The organism is Moraxella canis (assembly GCF_034424565.1).
GTDB classification, from domain to species: Bacteria; Pseudomonadota; Gammaproteobacteria; order Pseudomonadales; family Moraxellaceae; genus Moraxella; species Moraxella canis.
Genome location: NZ_CP139961.1, coordinates 1,608,336 through 1,626,011, shown reverse-complemented (window position 1 = coordinate 1,626,011; position 17,676 = coordinate 1,608,336). Strand labels below are relative to the sequence as shown.

General features: G+C 47.4%; 13 protein-coding genes. 7 read left to right on the top strand and 6 right to left on the bottom strand.

The genetic code is table 11. The annotated features are described in order from the left end of the window. Nucleotides 1-124 precede the first annotated feature (124 nt). Entirely contained in the window at nucleotides 125-1,828 is a 1,704-nt protein-coding gene (locus U0021_RS07415; protein WP_114800635.1) for a BCCT family transporter, read from the bottom strand. Nucleotides 1,829-2,417: 589 nt separating this feature from the next. On the opposite strand from U0021_RS07415, the gene ilvD reads away from it, so the two are divergent. Further along, entirely contained in the window at nucleotides 2,418-4,316 is a 1,899-nt protein-coding gene (gene ilvD, locus U0021_RS07410) for a dihydroxy-acid dehydratase (protein ID WP_078255270.1), read from the top strand. 136 nt (nucleotides 4,317-4,452) lie between these two features. After that, nucleotides 4,453-4,854: a hypothetical protein gene (locus tag U0021_RS07405; protein ID WP_114800634.1), complete on the top strand. Its 402-nt coding sequence runs from the start codon at nucleotides 4,453-4,455 to the stop codon at nucleotides 4,852-4,854. Nucleotides 4,855-4,913: 59 nt separating this feature from the next. Here U0021_RS07405 and hpt read toward each other — a convergent pair whose 3' ends face one another. The 4 genes from hpt to U0021_RS07385 form a co-directional block, all read right to left on the bottom strand. Then, nucleotides 4,914-5,450 (bottom strand): hypoxanthine phosphoribosyltransferase, encoded by a 537-nt coding sequence (gene hpt / locus U0021_RS07400; protein ID WP_114800633.1) that lies wholly within the window; start codon nucleotides 5,448-5,450, stop codon nucleotides 4,914-4,916. 88 nt (nucleotides 5,451-5,538) lie between these two features. Next, complete coding sequence (locus tag U0021_RS07395) at nucleotides 5,539-6,798, bottom strand: serine hydrolase domain-containing protein (RefSeq protein ID WP_114800632.1); 1,260 nt, start codon at nucleotides 6,796-6,798, stop codon at nucleotides 5,539-5,541. 76 nt (nucleotides 6,799-6,874) lie between these two features. Continuing rightward, nucleotides 6,875-7,771: a MaoC family dehydratase gene (locus U0021_RS07390; RefSeq protein WP_114800631.1), complete on the bottom strand. Its 897-nt coding sequence runs from the start codon at nucleotides 7,769-7,771 to the stop codon at nucleotides 6,875-6,877. A 94-nt stretch (nucleotides 7,772-7,865) separates the two neighbouring features. After that, nucleotides 7,866-9,233, bottom strand: coding sequence for a 3-oxoacyl-ACP reductase (locus U0021_RS07385; RefSeq protein WP_114800630.1), 1,368 nt, complete (start codon nucleotides 9,231-9,233; stop codon nucleotides 7,866-7,868). A gap of 328 nt (nucleotides 9,234-9,561) precedes the next feature. On the opposite strand from U0021_RS07385, the gene U0021_RS07380 reads away from it, so the two are divergent. Continuing rightward, nucleotides 9,562-10,845, top strand: a complete 1,284-nt coding sequence (locus tag U0021_RS07380) for an acetyl-CoA C-acetyltransferase (RefSeq protein WP_114800629.1) — start codon at nucleotides 9,562-9,564, stop codon at nucleotides 10,843-10,845. A gap of 107 nt (nucleotides 10,846-10,952) precedes the next feature. Here the strand turns inward: U0021_RS07380 and ruvB are convergent, their stop codons facing one another. Beyond that, complete coding sequence (ruvB, locus tag U0021_RS07375) at nucleotides 10,953-11,942, bottom strand: Holliday junction branch migration DNA helicase RuvB (protein WP_114800628.1); 990 nt, start codon at nucleotides 11,940-11,942, stop codon at nucleotides 10,953-10,955. Nucleotides 11,943-12,240: 298 nt separating this feature from the next. On the opposite strand from ruvB, the gene U0021_RS07370 reads away from it, so the two are divergent. From U0021_RS07370 to U0021_RS07355, 4 genes are all read left to right on the top strand, one after another. Beyond that, the gene (locus U0021_RS07370) at nucleotides 12,241-12,726 is read left to right on the top strand and encodes an MCR_0457 family protein (RefSeq protein WP_227538711.1); all 486 of its coding nucleotides are present in this window, start codon (nucleotides 12,241-12,243) and stop codon (nucleotides 12,724-12,726) included. 64 nt (nucleotides 12,727-12,790) lie between these two features. Next, nucleotides 12,791-13,789 (top strand): porphobilinogen synthase, encoded by a 999-nt coding sequence (gene hemB / locus U0021_RS07365; protein ID WP_114800626.1) that lies wholly within the window; start codon nucleotides 12,791-12,793, stop codon nucleotides 13,787-13,789. Between the two features lie 268 nt (nucleotides 13,790-14,057). Then, nucleotides 14,058-16,388, top strand: a complete 2,331-nt coding sequence (locus tag U0021_RS07360; RefSeq protein WP_114800625.1) for an NADP-dependent malic enzyme — start codon at nucleotides 14,058-14,060, stop codon at nucleotides 16,386-16,388. A gap of 102 nt (nucleotides 16,389-16,490) precedes the next feature. Beyond that, complete coding sequence (locus U0021_RS07355; RefSeq protein ID WP_114800624.1) at nucleotides 16,491-17,663, top strand: tRNA nucleotidyltransferase; 1,173 nt, start codon at nucleotides 16,491-16,493, stop codon at nucleotides 17,661-17,663. Nucleotides 17,664-17,676 lie beyond the last annotated feature (13 nt).

Genomic DNA, 17,676 nt, shown 5'->3' with positions numbered 1-17,676 from the left:
AAACTCAAATCTTAACCAAAGTTTTTATCAATCTTTAAAATTGTGTTCATCATATCATTATTTACCGACATTAAAAAGACGGCGTGACACCTTCATCAAGCCGTCCATAGGTCTGTCAAGCTAGCTATGACTGAGTGGATTCATCCGACTCAGGCAGTGGCAGCGGTCCTTTGAGCAGATGCTCATCGGTCATCTCATTTTGAGAGTTATGCTCAGCTGACTCTTCGGTGATGTACCATTGGCTATTGCGATACAGCGTCAAGCGGTCACGACCCAAGCCACGCCATAAACAATACATCATCACAAAGACCACAAAGGCAAATGGCAAGCCTGCCACGATCGCTGCCGCTTGTAGTGCACCAAGTCCACCAGCCGCCAACAAAATGGCGGCAATCATGCCTTCTGAAGTCACCCAAAACAGTCGCTGGATTTTTGGTGGGTCGGTCTCACCGCCAGCGGTTAGCGTATCTACCACCAAGCTTGCGCTGTCTGCCGATGTCACAAACCATAGCACAATCATTATCATGATCACAACGATCAAGCCTTTGGTGAATGGATAGTGCTCAATGAGTCTAAAAATGGCACTGCCATAATCAGCCTGTACTGCTTCAACGAACCCATATGACCCTGATAGCTCCATATGAATCGCCACGCCGCCAAAGGTTGTGAACCATAAAAATAACAGCAGCATCGGCACAAACAGCACCCCAAATAAAAACTCACGAATCGTCCGACCCCGAGAGATACGGGCAATAAAAATCCCCACAAATGGCGACCAGCTCACCCACCACGCCCAATAAAAGATCGTCCAAGCCGATTGCCAATCTGTATCAACATAAGCTTCATTCCAAAGCCCAAGTGTGATCAGATTGCCTGTATAATTACCAATATTTTCAACAAAACTATCAAAAATAAACTGCGTCGGACCTGCCAAAATCATAAAAGCAAGCATCACCAATGTCGCTAAAATGGTAATATCGCTTAATCGTTTTACGCCCTTATCAAGCCCTGCCATCACTGACAGCGCCGCACAGACCGTAATCCCTGCGATCAGCCCAAGTTTTAGCGTAAGACTAGGTGTGATGCCCCATAGCTGCGCCAAACCTGTCTCAAGCTGCATCACACCAAGACCCAAAGAAGTCACGACGCCAAACATCGTCCCAAATACCGCCAAAATATCGACCGTATGTCCCCAGCCGCCATAAATGCGCTTACCAATCAGCGGAAACAGCACCGAGCGCACAGACAAGGGCAATCCACGGCGATAATGAAAATACGCCAAAGATAACGCCACCACTGCATATATCGCCCACGCATGCAACCCCCAATGCAAAAATGAAATTTGCATGGCTTCAACGGCTGCCTCTACCGTCTCAGGCTCAGCTCTAGGCGGAGCAGCAAAATGATATAAAGGCTCTGCCGTACCCCAATATAAAAGCCCAATCCCAATCCCCGCCGAAAACAGCATCCCAATCCATGAGCCAAAACTGTATTCAGGCACCTCAGTTTGATGCCCAAGCCGAATATCTCCATAACGGCTCAATGCCAAATACACGCAAAACACCAAAGCGATATTCATCAAAATCACCAGCCCAAAGCCAAACTTTTGACCGATGAATTGCTGCATCTGCCCAAATACTTGCCCTGCTTGCTCACTGAATATTGTGCCGTATAACATAAACGCTATGACCAAAAAGGCAGAAACGGCAAAGACAGGCACGCTGACCTTCGGAAAAATACCAAATCGGCTGATCTTCACACCTTCGTTCATGATTTGCGTGTCATTTTTATGACTCGTTTGATGAGAAGGTGGCTGTGATGCACTCATAAATCCCTCAATTTTCGTAAAATTTTAATGAAATCCATTCAATCGCTTGGTTTGTTTGTAGTTGATAAATGACAAGTCACACAAACACAAGTGGCATAATAAGCCTGCTTTATTTGAACACTTTTAAGCTTTTAAATCTGATCTAAACTTTTTTAAATGACAAAATACGATTAAATATCAATCCGTTGCAGCCATAAGCCTAACAAGAATGATGCTTTATTGCAAATCTACAGAGACATCCTTGCCCAAGTTTTGAGCGATGTTTGCTCAATTCTTACTCAAATGGGTGAATAAAATTTTGTTTTTATTACAGTTTTTTAAGTTTAGTGGGTGTGTTTGGCTTTTGTAATTTTATGATAAAATCTGATAAATCAGCCAAAATTAGTCATTTGATCAATGATTGATAACTAATAATGATTGATAACTAATATTTATGTGTATTACAAAAAATCAAACAGGTTTTTGGCTATAAAAAGTGCTAAAATAACAACAATTAGCCAAACAAAAAGCTGCCTCGTGACTGTCAAGCCCTAATACGCAGGCAAACTCTGTCACCAGGCAGCTCAAAGCCATCAGATAAGGAATTGTTATGCCAATTTATCGCTCAAAAACTTCTACCGCAGGTCGTAATATGGCAGGTGCGCGTGCGCTATGGCGCGCCACAGGCATGACCGATGGCGATTTTGATAAGCCGATCATTGCCATCGCCAACTCATTTACGCAGTTTGTGCCAGGTCATGTGCATCTAAAAGACTTGGGGCAAATGGTCGCTCGTGAGATCGAAGCGGCAGGCGGTGTCGCCAAGGAATTTAATACCATCGCTGTCGATGATGGGATTGCGATGGGACATGGCGGCATGCTGTATTCGCTGCCAAGCCGTGATTTGATTGCCGATAGTGTTGAATATATGGTCAATGCCCATTGTGCGGACGCATTGGTCTGTATCTCAAACTGCGATAAAATTACCCCAGGCATGTTGATGGCAGCGATGCGTCTAAATATCCCCACCATCTTTGTGTCTGGCGGTCCGATGGAAGCTGGCAAGGTACTCGCTGGCGAAACCAAAGATGGTCACATGGCACATGAAACCATCACCAACGACTCTGGTCAAAAAGTACGCAAACTGGACTTGGTCGATGCGATGATCGATGCGGCAGATGATCTGATCAGCGATGAAGATGTGGCACATGTGGAGCGCTCTGCCTGCCCAACCTGTGGGTCGTGTTCGGGCATGTTTACTGCCAACTCAATGAACTGCCTAACCGAAGCGCTAGGCTTATCTTTGCCTGGTAACGGTTCGTTATTGGCGACGCACGCCAAGCGCAAGGACTTATTCTTAGAAGCAGGTCGAATGATCGTTGAGATCACCAAGCGCTATTATGATAACGATGACAGCTCAGTACTGCCAAGAAGCATCGCCACCAAAGCCGCCTTTGAAAACGCCATGAGCTTAGATATCGCGATGGGCGGCTCGACCAACACGATCTTACACCTGTTGGCAGCAGCCAGCGAAGCAGGCGTGGACTTTAAGATGGCGGACATTGACCGCCTATCTCGATCAGTGCCCTGCCTATCAAAAGTCGCGCCTGCGACCCAAAAATACCACATGGAAGATGTACACCGTGCAGGCGGCGTGATGGGCATTTTAGCAGAACTTGACAGAGCCAATCTTTTGGACACCTCTGTGCCAACTGTCCACGCCCCCACTATGGCAGCGGCGCTGGCGCGCTGGGATGTGATGAATCCTGATAATACAGAAGCGCGCGAACGCTACATCGCTGCGCCTGGTGGTGTACGCACCACCGAAGCCTTTAGCCAAAATAAAGTTTGGGGCAATCTTGACCTAAACCGAGAATCAGGATGCATCCGCTCAAAAGAGCACGCCTATTCTCAGGACGGCGGTTTGGCGGTATTATTCGGTAATATCGCTGAACGCGGCTGCGTGGTCAAGACTGCAGGTGTTGATGAAAGCATTTTAACTTTCACGGGTCGCGCCAGAGTGTTTGAAAGCCAAGACTCAGCTGTCGAAGCCATCTTAGCCGATCAAATCGTCGCAGGGGATATTGTGATCATCCGCTATGAAGGTCCAAAAGGCGGACCTGGTATGCAAGAGATGCTCTACCCAACTTCTTATCTTAAATCAAAAGGTCTTGGCAAAGCCTGTGCGCTTTTGACCGACGGTCGATTCTCAGGCGGCACCTCAGGCTTATCCATCGGGCACGCCAGTCCTGAAGCTGCCGAAGGGGGTGCGATTGGCTTGGTCGAAGAGTTTGACACCATTCATATCGACATCCCAAACCGCCGCATTCACTTGGATGTCTCTGATGATGTGCTTGCCGAGCGCCGCAGCGCCATGATCGCCAAAGGTAAAAACGCATGGAAACCTGTGAATCGTGAGCGCTATGTCTCTCAAGCGCTGCGCGCCTATGCCGCGATGGCGACCAGTGCAGACACTGGCGCGGTGCGTGATGTCAGTCAAGTAGAATAAGCATTCAAGCATTTAATCACTACAGGAATGACTCAATAAAACCAAATCCTGACTGGATTTGGTTTTATTTTTAGGTGTGATATTTTGGTTGAGAGCTATCCGTGTTAAGATAAGCTTATTTAAAGGAGAGATGTTTATGAAAGTTTTACATTTTGCCGCCGCGATGATAACTGCCTTTGCCTTAGCAAGCTGTGCCAGCACCTCTGATGACAGTCAGCAAAATAGCTCTGCCAATTTAGGAACCAGTTTAATAAAGCACGCAGTCAAACAAACTTGCCAAACTCAGCTGACCAATCATCAATATTGGAAAATTGCCACCATGAAATTGTCTTTAGAATCTCAAGCCAAGATTTCAGAGACCACATGTGGCTGCGTCGCTGATAAAGCCCCTGAAGCGGTCAGCTTGACTGAACTTAGCACAGCTGCCATTGATCCAAATGCGCGCGCTGAAGTTGCCCAAAAAATCGTGCTGCACTCGCTCAGACCCTGCATGCTAGAAACCGTCAATGCCCTGATCATGCCAACCACCACACGCTGATCAATAAAAAACCATCTTAAATTAAGATGGTTTTGGTTTTTAAATGCGCTTTTACTGATTTACAGCCCAATTTCACCGATAAATGGTAAGTGGCGGTATTTTTGATCATAATCCAGACCATAGCCCACAATAAAACGATCTTCAACCTCAAAGCCGCAGAAACTCACCGCCATCGGAATCTCGCGGCGCGATGGCTTACTTACCAAGGTACAGATTTCAATAGAGTTCGGCTCGCGCGTTTGTAGGATCTCAACCACTTTTGATAAAGTGCGTCCTGAATCGATGATATCCTCAACGATCAGTACATCTTTACCCTTAATCTCGCTGTCCAAATCTTTGATAATCTTGACATCGCCGCTAGATACGGTGGTCTTATTGATATAGCTTGAAACGGTCATAAAGTCAATTTCGTGCAGCTTATCAATCGCACGGCACAAATCCGCCATAAAAATTACCGAACCGCGCAACAGACCAACCAATACCAGCTCTTTGTCGCTGTCTGCATAGCGCGCGTTGATCTGTGCGCCCAGCTCTCTGACCTTGGCGGCGATTTCCTCGCTTGAAATCATGACATTTAATTGACGTGGTTCGTTCATGACGACTCCTGATAACAATGATTAAAATAATTTAATAAAAGGCAGCCGATTGTGTTAAGTCAGCCAAAGACGACTGCTAGCTTTTTATTCATAGATTTGCCAAAGCCATCTCGGATAATGCAAATTGTCGCACATCATTGAGCATGGTGGTATCAAAATTATGGATAAACACAAACGCCAAACGACGACTAGGATCACAAAAAGCAACCGAGCCATTATAGCCCATATGCCCATAGCCCTCTGGAGCAGCCTGCAAGCTAAACACTCGATGAAATCCCATCCGCCAGCGCATATTTGCCGGCATGACCGCGTCATAGCCATCTGTCTGGATTGTGCGCATTTTGGATAATGTATCCGCTCCAATGATCGTGCGCCCTTGCCAGACGCCATCAGCTGCGTGCATGGCATAGATGCGCGCCAAAGCATTGGCAGTTGAGACGCCATTTGCGGCAGGCACGGTGGCTGTCAGCACATCACGGCGATGGTACTCTAGCCCATCTTTGGCATTTGGCATGAGTGCATTTTTATAATTAGCAAGGTTCATGTAAGCCGTATCAAAATACAAGCGATTGATATTGGCAGTGCTGATCGGCTTATCGCCCAATGACTCACGCCATAAATGACTGACTGGTAGGTTTGCCAAAGTGTTTAGGACTTGATCACTGTCAGGCTTCAGAACAGGCTTACGGCGAGGGGAGTTTTTGCTGGGCTGTTCATAAAAATAGCGCTCAGGTTTGGCAATTTGATGAACCAAAGCATCATCCACACCAAAATACAGCTCACCAACCACCCCTAAGGGCTGAGCCAAATACTCCTTCAGCGCTTCATTGAGCGTCATGCCGGTGACGCGTTCGATTAGCCCACCAAGCACCCAGCCTGAAACCAGCGCACTATAAGCACTGGCATACTGGTGCTCTTCTTGCGACTTAGGAACTTTCGTAGGCATGGCTGCGATGCGCTCTAGCATCCCATCCCAATCAAGCAGTAAATCAGCATCCGTCGTCACTGAGCTGATATCAAATAGCCCTGCGGTATGCGATAAAATTTGCTTAAGGCGAATATCGTTCTTACCATTTTGGGCAAACTCTTGCCAATAATCGCTCACAAGCGCTTCATAATCCAGCAGACCTTGATGGACAAGCGCAGCAACCAAAGTTGCCAGCACCCCTTTACCGATCGAGAAATTTACCGATAAAGTTTGCGATGACCACGGCAAATCTGGCAATGCAAGCCCCGTGGCAGTATTAACCACCTCTTGACCATCTTTATAAATGACCAATGCCCCACCAGCAGGCGCATCATCAAACTGTAGTGCCTTTAGCACCTGTGTAAAGTCTTGTTCAAGCATAGCTGTGATAGATATCAATTTTTATGAACCAAAGCGCTTAAATGAATGTAAATCAAGCGCTTAGATGAATCACTCATCATAAATAGGCAAGCGTGCCCACCAAGTGCACTTTTTCGCCGTCTTTGGCATATAGCCCAAATTCGATGCCAAGCTCATCAGGCGTATCGGTCATCAGCTCAATTTTAGATGGCAAAAATACAGGCAATTTAAATGACACATCCACGCGATATGCTGCAGGCAGCTCAAAATGACGACTCATGGCAGCCAGTGAGCGCGCCTTAGTCCACATACCATGAGCGATCGCCTTGGGAAAGCCAAAAGCACGCGCCGACAGAGGGTGTAAGTGAATCAAGTTAAAATCACCAGAGACAAAGGCATATCTACGACCGATATCCTCTTCAACATTGATCGCCAAAAACAGCCCCTCATCCGATTTGTCAGGCTTTGAAAAAACAGGCTTGATAGCCTCTGGCTTGGCAGCTTGTCTTTGCTCTTTGGATTTTTTTTGACGAGATAGGTAAGTGGATACGCCTTCCCAAACCATTTCTTCATCCACCCAGACAGTCGTCACAAAATCAAACTGCTGCCCTTTATCATGCGCACGCAAATTATCCAAGCGCACTGACAGACGCACCGTTTCTGTATCAAAAATCACACGATGCTGAGTGACGCTGTTTTCGACATGCACCAGTCCAAGCATGGCAAAAGGAAAATCTGGCTTTGCCATCATGTTCATTTGCAACGTTTGTGACAGCACTGCAAAATAAGTCGCTGGCACACGCCCATCATCCAAAAAGCCACAAATCTTACGATAGTCGCGCAAGTTATTTTGATCAATGGCAAGCTTATCCACTGTATAGACTGAGCTTGGCAGATCTTTTGCCTTGGTGTCCGAAGACGGCAGTAAGCTTTTGATGACATTGGCGTAGGTCGTGTGCATTTTTGGCAATTCGCTAAAATGTTTGTCCGACATAATTTTTTCCTTCATGACCTATGATGGCTTAATAAATGATAAATTAGCAAGGCATTGGATGGTCAATACCCTCCAATGCCAAGCTTAAGGCAGGTTAAGCACCAAGTACGCTTTGACCACAGACGCGCACCACATTACCGTTGAGACCGCCAGCCTTAGGTGACAATAGCCAAGCGATGGTTTCTGCCACATCCACAGGCTCACCGCCTTGACTCATGGAGTTCATACGGCGACCTGCTTCACGGATGGCAAATGGGATTTGACCTGTCATTTTGGTCTCAATAAAGCCAGGCGCCACCGCATTAATGGTGCGTGCTGAGTCTTCAAATACCTTGGCAGTCGCCTCAACCAGACCAATAACGCCTGCTTTACTCATGGCATAATTTGACTGACCCAAGTTGCCGGCGATGCCTGAAATGGACGATACGCACACGATACGCGCAGCGTCACTCAGCCCATTGTGATTGATCAAATAATCGTTCACGCGGTGAATGGCGCCTAAGTTGATGTTCATGACCAAATTCCATTTATCTTCGGTCATCTTAGCCAAGGTCTTATCACGAGTAACACCAGCATTATGCACCACGCCATCAAGCACACCGCAAGCACGCACGATCTGCTCACCGGCATCTTCAGCTGTAATGTCCAGTGGCAGCGCATGACCACCAATCTGACCTGCGACTTTTTGTAGATTGGCGAGACTGGCAGGCACATCTAGGCAGTACACCTTGGCGCCATCACGAGCCAGCACCTCTGCGATCGCCTGACCGATGCCACGGCTTGCGCCTGTGACTAGGATTTTTTTACCCTGAAGAGACTCCTCAGTCTTGGCAACAGCCTTGGTCAAATAAATCGGCTGACCTGAGACATAGGCAGATTTGGCTGACATAAAAAATTCAAGCGTATGCGCAAGCTCGCTTTCAGCGCCCTTTTGCACATAAATCACTTGTGCAGTGATACCACGCTTAAATTCTTTGGCGATAGATTTGACAAAGCCAAGCACCGCACGCTGCGCCAAGCTAAAGCCAATATCATCACCTGTGCAGCAGTCAGGACGCGCAATCACAAGGACTCTGCCCGACGCCTTGATACGGCGAGCAATCGGATGAAAAAAGTCATACACTTGCTTAAGCTCATCAGTGCTTTTGATGTTCGTGGCATCAAAGATCGCCACCTTAAAACGAGCATTGTCATCTTTTAGGCGATCGCTGAGCGAAGTGGTTTTTAGGTTGGTGAAAGTGGCATCGGTATTGACTTTGGCTTCATAACCACCCAAAATCTCAGCCAATGCACTCTGCACAGCGGTATCATCACCGCTTGCCACACCCAAGGCAACTTCGCCGCGCACCACAGGCTGACCGGCTTCATAACGGTCAAGCTTCATCGGCATCGGCAAACCTAAATTTTTGGCAACTTTTTTACCCAATGGTGACTGAACCAATTCTCCATAACGATCGCTCATCAGCGGACTCCTAATTTTAATGTTTAATGAATGATATGATCGCTCGGTCGCGGTGGCACATTGTGCTCACAGCGTAACGAAACGATAGAATATGACAATTTATTGTACCATAAAATCATGAATTTGAAGAAATCGGTACAAACTTAATACTCAAAAACTGCCATTTATTTATATTTGGTTATACAAAATATTTTTTGTATAATAATTTGTAATTAAAACCCGAAAATTTCCCACAGGGCGCGCTAATAATGCTAAGCTAAGCCGTGAATTGCTCAAGCTTCGATATGATTCGGCTTTTCATTTTTATTAACGATCTTAAGGATATTTTATGAGCTTAAATAAAGTTGCCGTTTTGGGCGGTAATCGCATTCCTTTTGCACGCAGTAATGGCGTGTATGCTGATGCCAGTAACACAGATATGCTGACCGCCGCTTTAGATGGTTTGGTCGCGCGTTTTGATTTGGCAGGTAAAGAAATTGGTGAAGTCGTGGCAGGTACTGTGCTTAAGCACAGCCGAGACCTAAACCTAACCCGTGAAGCGGTACTTAATACCGATCTGCCTGCGACGACGCCTGCCTATGATCTGTCTCAGGCGTGTGGCACTGGACTACAAGCAGCGTTTGCGGTGGCGAATAAAATCGCGCTTGGTCTGATCGACAGCGGCATTGCAGGTGGTACCGATACCACGTCTGATGCACCGATTGAGCTAGGTGATGGTCTGCGTAAGCCGCTACTTCGCTTAGGTAATGCCAAAACTGCCAAACAACGCTTATCTGCAATCAGCACAATCAATCCAAAAGATTTATTAGCCTTTCCTCAAAATGGTGAGCCGCGCACTCGTTTATCGATGGGTGAGCATCAAGCCATCACCGCCCTTGAGTGGAACATTAGCCGAGCTGATCAAGATGAACTTGCTTATAAAAGCCATCAAAACTTGGCGCGCGCATACGAATCAGGCTTTTTTGATGATTTGATCACACCATACAAAGGCTTGACCAAAGATAATAATCTGCGTCCTGATACCACCCTTGAAAAATTAGCAACCCTAAAACCTGCTTTCGGCAAGAAAAACGCCAACCCAACCATGACCGCGGGCAACTCTACGCCGCTGACCGATGGCGCCTCTGCGGTACTGCTATCAAATGAAGCATGGGCAAAAGAACATGGCTATGAGCCGCTTGCTTATATCACTCATCAGCAAACAGCGGCAGTGGATTTTATCGGTAAAGAAGGTTTGACCGAAGGTCTATTGATGGCGCCTGCTTATGCAGTGCCTAAGATGTTGGCGCGTGCAGGTTTGACTTTGCAAGATTTTGATTTTTATGAAATCCATGAAGCCTTTGCCTCTCAAGTGCTGTCAACTCTAGCCGCTTGGGAAGATGAGACTTTCTGTAAAACTCGCTTGGGCTTAGATGCACCACTGGGCAGCATCGATCGCAGCAAGCTCAATGTCAATGGCTCAAGCTTAGCGGCAGGTCATCCATTTGCAGCGACAGGCGGACGCATCTTGGCAAGTGCCGCCAAACTACTGGCTCAAAAAGGCTCAGGTAGAGCGCTGATCTCTATCTGTGCCGCCGGCGGTCAAGGCGTCGTGTGTATCTTAGAAAGATGATTGATTAATATTTAAATAAAGCCCCCATTATCTTGCTGGATAGTGGGGGTTTTATTGATAAAAAATTGATCTAATAAACCATGATTTCATAGCGATTTTAAACAATCTTACTCAAGCACATCCATCTGCACCACCTTATCTGAGATAATCCGCCCTTTACTGGTGCGCTGGATATAGCCTTGCTGCAACAAATATGGCTCAATCACATCCTCAAGCGTTCCACGATCCTCAGCCATCGCCGCTGCCAAAGCTTCCACGCCTGCAGGACCACCATGAAATCTTTGAGACAGCACCGCCAAATAACGGCGATCCAGCTGATCTAGACCCTGCTTATCCACAGCCAACATATCTAGCGCCGCAGAAGCAATATCTGCCGTCGCCACACCATTACCCTTGATCTCAGCATAGTCGCGTACGCGTCTTAGCAAGCGATTGGCAATGCGCGGCGTCCCTCGGCTACGATGCGCCACTTCTAACGCCCCACCGTCATCCATCAAAACCCCCAAGAGTCTGGCTGAACGCTTGACGATCGTGGTCAAATCCTCAACATTATAAAATTCAAGCCTTTGCACAATCCCAAAGCGGTCAAATAAAGGTGCCGACAAAAGCCCTGCGCGTGTGGTGGCAGCCACCAAAGTAAAGGGCGGCAAATCCAGCTTAATCGATCGAGCGGCAGGACCCTCACCGATCATAATATCCAGCTGATAATCCTCCATCGCAGGGTATAATATCTCCTCAATCACAGGGCTGAGTCGATGGATCTCATCAATAAATAGCACATCGCCCGCCTCAAGATTGGTCAAGATCGCCGCCAAATCCCCTGCCCGCTCAAGCACAGGTCCTGAAGTTGAGCGTAAATTACCGCCCATCTCGCGCGCGATGATATTTGCCAAAGTGGTCTTGCCCAAGCCTGGCGGACCAAAAATCAGCGTATGATCCAGCGCCTCTCCGCGCGCTCTGGCAGCAGGAATAAAGACCTGCATCTGCTCACGCACTTTGGGCTGTCCGATGTATTCATCCAAGCTGCCAGGACGAATGGCGCGGTCGGCGGCGTCGTCTTTTTTGGCATTTGGGTCAATTAAGCGATTTTCTAACATAATTTTTATTTTAAATGAGAATATAAAAGCCTATTTTAGCACAAATCCTTATCCAAAACCGATCCACCAAAATGTCAAAAATCAGGCATTTTTATCAAAAAATTGAAAAATAAGCGCATCAAGCGAAAGAAATCTCCCCAACTTTTGCCAATGTGTTACCAGATCGGGCGATATGCTACAATACACATACATATTGTGTGGGATTTTTTTACTAAAAAAACTTATCATAGGCACTTATCATAAGCCAGCCCAAAAATTGATTGATTTGATAATGAAAGTGCTTTTTAAAGCCCCTCTTATGACGATAACGCCTCGGCTTGAGGTCGCAGCGCTACGAGATAACGCTCGTTTGTTTTTGAGCTGCGTACAAAGTAGCGCTCACAAACTTGGGATGATGCTCATTGTGATGCTAAGTTTGGGTGTGTGTGCTGCTGCGTCGGCAAATAATACCACGCCTCGCTATCAGCGCATCTCAAGCCCTCAAGCCGTCAGTACCCAAGAGATTTATCTGACAGCGACACAGTATGAGCTGGCATTGATTCAAGTTCTCTCCGAGATTTGCCCACCTGTGCTCAATGCTCGCCAAAAAGCCAATTTCAATCGTGCCTATGACAGACAGCTGCGCATTTTTATGCCGCGGTCAGCCGATCCTTACCAAAGCTTAAGACAGCTGAGCGCTCAGCGTGAGTATCGCATGGTTTTGCATAATGTGCGTGCCTGGACAGCCAGTTTTCCCGCCAGTGAAAATCGAGCGCTTTGCTATGAGTTCGCTGCGTCTGCTTAAGAAGTCGCCCCACTGTTCTTAATTTGATATAATCACCAAAACACGCTAAGATTTGAGGGCTTTTATGTATACTTTTAATCGTCAATTTCCCCATACTCGCCTGCGCCGACTACGCGTCTCTGATGGCATTCGTGAGATGGTGCGTGAGACGCATTTGGCGCCTTGTCATCTGATAGCGCCTGTCTTTGTCATCGAAGGTATGAGCCAAAAGCAGCCCATTGGCAGTATGCCCAATGTTTATCGCTACTCGATTGATTTGTTGATTAATTATGTGCGCGACTTGTATGCTGCTGGCGTGCGCATGATTGATATTTTTCCTGTCATTGACCCCAAGCTAAAAACTGTCGATGGTCAAGATGCCTATCACGCTGACACTCTCGCTGTGCGTGCGGTGCGTGCCATCAAAGACGCGGTGCCACAGATGATCGTGATGACGGATGTTGCGCTTGATCCTTATACCACACATGGTCAAGACGGCATCATCGATGAGTCAGGCTATGTCATCAATGATATCACCACCGAAGCGTTGGTTAAGCAGACCTTAGCACACGCACAGGCTGGCGCCGACATCATCTCTCCAAGTGATATGATGGATGGGCGCATCAAAGCAATGAGACAGGCGCTAGAAGATGGCGGCTATGTCAATACTGCCATCATGGCGTACTCTGCCAAATATGCTTCGGCATATTATGGACCATTTCGTGATGCCGTCGGTTCATCAGGCAATTTAAAAGGTCATAAAAAACAATACCAGATGGATCCTGCCAATCGTGCAGAAGCCCTACACGAAGTCGCGCTAGACATCCAAGAAGGCGCGGACATGGTGATGGTCAAGCCAGGACAGCCGTATTTGGATGTCGTGCGCGAAGTCAAAGATACCTTTGGCGTACCGACTTATGCTTATCAAGTCTCAGGTGAGTACGCCATGCATATGGCAGCCATCCAAAATGGCTGGCTTACCGATGCGGTCATCTTAGAAAGTCTGATAGGCTTTCGCCGTGCTGGCTGCGACGGTATTTTGACATATTTTGCGCTCGATGCTGCCCGTATGCTAACTGACTGATCTTACCCAATATGATCTTAAAATCGCTTCAGCGCCACTGAAGCGATTTTTATTTATATGCAATTTATTCATAATCAGTATGCAAAAGATAAGTTTGATATCACCTGAAAATTTTTCATGTAATCGGCTGGGTTTCGCCTACCGCAAGTCCAAAAATCATGCTAGAATAACTAAAATTTACCAAGCAATCGTGATATTTGGCGGCGAGAATGGCAACTGCTAACGCCAATCAAATCCGCCAAATTGACCCAATTATGATGGATATATTATGACTTCAGCAACCCGAGATCAAAAAGTGGATGACACCGCTTTTAGCACCAATGCCGACCTACAAAAACAACAATTTGAGCAAGCGGCGCTACATTATCATGAGCATCCACGCCCAGGTAAAATCTCCGTCACTCCCACCAAAAAAATCGCCAACCAGCGCGACCTTGCTTTGGCTTATTCGCCTGGTGTTGCTGTGCCTTGTATCGAAATCGAAAAAGACCCGAAACTTGCCGCCAAATACACCGCGCGCAATAACTTAGTCGGCGTCATCACCAATGGTACGGCGGTACTGGGCTTGGGTAATATCGGTGCACTCGCCTCAAAGCCTGTGATGGAAGGTAAAGGGGTGTTGTTCAAAAAATTTGCCGGCATCGATGTTTTTGATATTGAAATCAATCAAAACGATCCTGATAAGTTCATCGAAGCCGTGGCAAGCCTTGAGCCTACTTTTGGCGGCATCAACCTAGAAGACATCAAAGCGCCAGAGTGCTTTAAGATCGAGCGTGAGCTGCGTGAGCGCATGAATATTCCTGTGTTTCATGATGATCAACACGGCACTGCGATCATCGCCGCTGCTGCTTTATTAAATGCCCTAAAACTGGTGAATAAAGACATCGCCAACATCAAGGTAGTCTGCTCAGGTGCAGGCGCAGCAGCGATCAGCTGTCTTGAGCTGATCATCGCGCTGGGCGTCAGCCGCTCAAATATCTATGTGCTTGATTCACGCGGCGTCATCACCACGCGCCGTGATAATCTGGATGCCTCAAAGCAGCTATTTGCTCAAGATACCGATGCCACCACTTTGGATCAAGTGATTGATGATGCTGACTTTTTCTTAGGTCTATCAGGTCCAGGTATTTTAACCCAAGACATGGTTAAGCGCATGGCGACAGACCCGATCATCTTTGCGTTAGCAAACCCAACGCCTGAGATCATGCCAGAGCTGGCTCACGCTGCCCGCCCTGACGTCATCATGGCGACAGGTCGCTCAGATTATCCCAACCAGGTCAATAATGCTCTGTGCTTCCCGTACATCTTCCGCGGTGCGCTAGATGTGGGTGCTACCATCGTAAACGAAGAAATGAAGATCGCGTGTGTGTATGCCATCGCTGCTATGGCTCACACTGAAGTGTCGCTCTCTGAAACCGATAAGAGCACTGAAAACAAGCAGTTTGGCCGTGAGTATCTGATCCCTGGACCACTTGAGCCAAATTTGATCATTAATATCGCCCCTGCTGTGGCAAAAGCTGCCATGGATTCTGGCGTGGCAACCCTGCCCATCGAAGACTTTGATGCGTATCGCCAAACGCTGTCTGAGTTTGTCTATAATTCAGCCTTGGCGATGAAGCCTGTCTTTACCCAAGCCAAGCAATCACCAAAACGCATCGTCTATGCCGAAGGCGAAGATGCTAATGTTTTACGTGCGGTGCAGGTCGTTGTTGATGAAAATATGGCAAAACCGATCGTCATCGGTCGCCCTGATGTCATCGCAGCCAAAATCAAAGAGCTGGGGCTGCGTCTGACGCTTGATGACAGTATCGAAGTCGTCGATATTAATAATAATCCAAAATATGAGCAATACTGGCAACACTACCACCAAGCCAACCATCGCTTGGGCGTGTCTGCTGAACTTGCTCGCCGTGATATGCGCCGTAAAAGCTCGCTACTAGGTGCGATGATGGTTGAGCAAGGCGATGCCGACGGTCTATTGTGCGGTACATTTGGTTATTATGACCTACACTTAAACTATGTCCGCCGCGTGATCGGTAAGCGTGAAGGCGTAAGCGACTACTACGCCATGAGCGGTGTCATTCTCCAAGATCGTACGCTGTTTATTGCAGATCCTTATATTCACGAAGATCCAACGGCAGAGCAGATCGCCGAGATGACTGTGCTAGCAGCCCAAAGCGTGCGCCGATTTGGTGTTGAGCCACGTGTTGCGCTGCTGTCGCACTCTGATTTTGGTACTTCTCAGCGCGCCTCAGCGGTCAAGATGCGTGAAGCTTATCAGATCCTGCGTGGCATGAATGTAGATTTTGAGTTTGATGGTGAGATGCATGGTGATGCCGCTTTAGATGTACGCGTCCGCGAACAAAGCCATCCGTTTAGCACCCTGCAAGGCTCAGCCAACCTATTGATCATGCCGACACTGGATGCAGCACACATCACCTTTAACCTGCTTAAATCAAGCAGTGGCGGCTCAGCCATCGGTCCGATCCTGCTAGGTGCAGATAAGCCTGTGCATATCCTGGTACCTGCATCGACAGCGCGCCGTATCGTCAATATGACCGCCGTCGTCGTCACAGATGCCCAAAAAGCAGATGCCTAAACTGCTTAGCACCAAAATGCCAGCTGAATTGCTGGCATTTTTTATTGGATTTTTGGAAAATTATTGCTATATTTAATTTTTTCATCTTTATAAGGATTATCCATGCAAGTATATTTAGTTGGTGGTGCCGTGCGTGATGGCGTGCTTGGATTACCCGTCAAGGATAAAGATTTTATGGTTGTGGGTGCCACGCCTCAGATGCTGCTTGATCTGGGTTTTATACAAGTTGGGGCGGATTTTCCTGTATTTTTACATCCAAAGACGCAGACAGAGTACGCTTTAGCCCGCATTGAAAGAAAGTCAGGCACAGGGCACACAGCTTTTAAGGTGCATGCTGACCCAAGCGTCAGTCTTGAGGAGGATTTAATTCGACGAGATTTGACCATCAATGCACTGGCGATAGAGGTCAAAGACCTGTTCGATGATACACCCATGACAGGTGAAGTGCTTGATTTTTATGGTGGGCTAAAAGATGTTCAAGATCGCACCCTTCGGCATGTCTCACCTGCATTTAGTGAAGATCCGCTCAGAGTTTTGCGTGTGGCAAGATTCTTTGCCCGCTTTGCACCACTTGGCTTTAGTATTCATGATAGTACCGCTGCCCTCATGCAGACGATCGCAAGCTCAGGTGAGATGAGCAGCTTGAGCCGTGAGCGGCTGTACTCCGAATTTGCCAGGGCACTGATGGAAAATCAAGGCGACCAGTTCATTCGCTGCCTGCATGACCTTGATATTTTATCATCCGTGCTACCTGCGCTCTCTCAGCATTTTATCAATTTCGATAATTATCAAGCCGCTATGACGCGCCTAACAAAAGCATGCCAGCTTAATCTACCACTAGCATCGCGGCTGGCGGTACTTTTAAATAACTTACCAGCAACAGATGTGGCAGATTGTCTGACACGGCTTAATGCGCCAAAGCACATCTGCCAATTTGTAACAGCTTTTCAAAACCTGCATGATGCGCTCATCGCTCTGCCAGCGATTGACAGTAAAGCGCTGCTGACTTTGATCGAACGCACGCAAGCACATAAGGACAGCGCCCAGTTCATACAGCTTTATGATACTTGCCATGCGCATCAAGGCAGTCCTTTGACCTATCCCAAGCAGTGGCTATTTGACGCCATCGCGCGCTATCAAAGTGTGACGATTGCTGACATTGATCCTGCCTTGACAGGCAAAGCCATTGGCGATGAGCTATCACGTCTGCGCGCCCAAGCTTTGCATGGGCTTTTGGGGAATTTTCAGACGGCATCTGCACTGACCGATTTTTAAATATGACAATCAT